This window comes from Magnetospirillum sp. SS-4 (assembly GCF_902729425.1).
Taxonomy (GTDB): domain Bacteria; phylum Pseudomonadota; class Alphaproteobacteria; order Rhodospirillales; family Magnetospirillaceae; genus Phaeospirillum.
In genome coordinates this window covers 1-1,834 of the sequence record NZ_CACVCH010000121.1, presented here as the reverse complement: position 1 = coordinate 1,834, position 1,834 = coordinate 1, and the positions used below count along the sequence as shown (strand labels likewise).

At 57.7% G+C, this 1,834-nt stretch carries 1 protein-coding gene; it reads left to right on the top strand.

The window, feature by feature from the left end; translation table 11 throughout:
• Positions 1 to 200: 200 nt before the first annotated feature.
• Positions 201 to 1,834 (top strand): PAS domain S-box protein (locus MTBSS4_RS22540; protein ID WP_173984736.1); only part of this gene is annotated, 1,634 nt, incomplete at its 3' end.

Sequence of the window (1,834 nt, the reverse complement as noted above, 5' to 3'; positions counted from 1 at the left end):
CTAAGCGGCTTGGAGTGAGATTGAAACGGGTCCGGGATTCTGTCGAATCGCGGATTCCGATCAATCTCACTCGCATAGGGTATGCACCCTATCCTTCACCATGGATTTTGGATAATTTACATAGTTGGAATATTCAGGAACGAGTGGGGCCGGGGATGCTCACACGGTTGGGGAAACTTGGCGAGCGGCATGGGGAGGCGTTGATCGACCAACGTCGATTCCATTCCGTTGCCTTGTTTGGCGGCGGTCTCGTCGTCATCGCGGCGATCATGCTTCTGGTCGGCTGGACCATCCAGCAAGCCAGGCTCGATGCTCACCGCGCCGCCGAGGTCGCCACCGCCAACCTTACCCAGACACTGGCAGACAATTTCAGAGACTCCATCCGCCGGATCGATGCGGGTATATTGGTTGTTCTGGATGAAGTGGTGCGGCAGCAGAGGGCAGGGCAATGGGACGAAGGGGCGATCGTCGCCACCATTGTCCGGCAGGATGCGCGGCATCCTGACTTTTTCGGCTTCCGAATTTTTGGGGCGGATGGAATTCTGCGCTATGGCGTCAGTAATATCGCCAATCGGAATGCCGATATATCCCAACGTGACGATTTCATCTTTCTACGCGATCATCCCGGCAGCGGCCTGTTCATCGGTCCTCCGGCATTGGGCACTTCGGCGCAGCAATGGTCGATCACCATGGCCCGCCGAATCGATAATCCCGACGGTTCCTTTGGCGGATTAGTGACCTGTGGGATTTCGCTCCAGCATCTGGCGAAGGCCTTTGCCGCCCTTGACCTCGGGCCGCACGGGATCGCCGCGCTTTTCCATAACAGCTTTCAGTTGGCGGCGCGATTCCCTGAATTAAAAAGATCCCGCGACCAAGCCATCATGGTTCCGGTTGGAGATCCGCTGCGCGCCATCATCGCGGCCGCCGCGCCCGCAACCCAATACGACTACGTTTCCCCTCTCGATGGCGCTTACCGAACCGCGACGATCCGTAGGATCGAGGGGCAGCCCTATTTCGTCCTGGTCGGGTTGGCCGAGGAGGATTACCTGGAAAAATGGCGGCGAAGCAGTCTTCATTTGCTGCTGTTCGGCGCCATCGTCGTGGGACTGGTGCTGGCAGGGGTGTTGTTCCTGTACCGCCACCTCTCCGACAGGATGCATGCCGCCGACGCTTTGGCCGAAAGCGAAAGCCGCTTCCGCACCATTTTCGACAACATCAATGATGCCATCTTTATTCACAACATCAAGGACGGCTCTATCATCGCCATCAACCGGCGCATGCTGGACATGTACGCCTACTCCGACGAATCCGAAGTCATCGGAAGGCATCCTGGCGAGCTGAGCGAAGGCGTGCCCCCGTATGACGAGGATGGTGCCCAGGCGTGGATGCGCAAGGCAGCAAGTGCAACGCAGATGTTTGAATGGAAGGCACGGGATCGCAATGGCCGCCTGTTTTGGGTCGAAGTGGCCATGCGGCACGCGGTTGTCGGTCGTTCAGGCGACTGTCTGCTGGCGGTGGTGCGCGATATCTCGGAGCGCAAGTTCACCGAGCAGGTACTGGCCGAGAGGACCAAGGAATTGGAACGATCCAACGCCGATCTGGAGCAATTCGCTTATATCTCCTCCCACGATCTGCAGACTCCGTTGCGGAATATGGTCAGCTACGCCCAAATGTTGGAGCATCGGTATAAGGACAGAATCGATGCCGAGGCCGACGAATTCATCGGCTTCATCGTCACTGGCGGCAAGAGGATGTCGGAACTGATCGCCGATATTCTGGAATATTCCCGGTTCAGCATGCAATCGCGCCCGCTGGAGTCTGTTTCCACGAACCA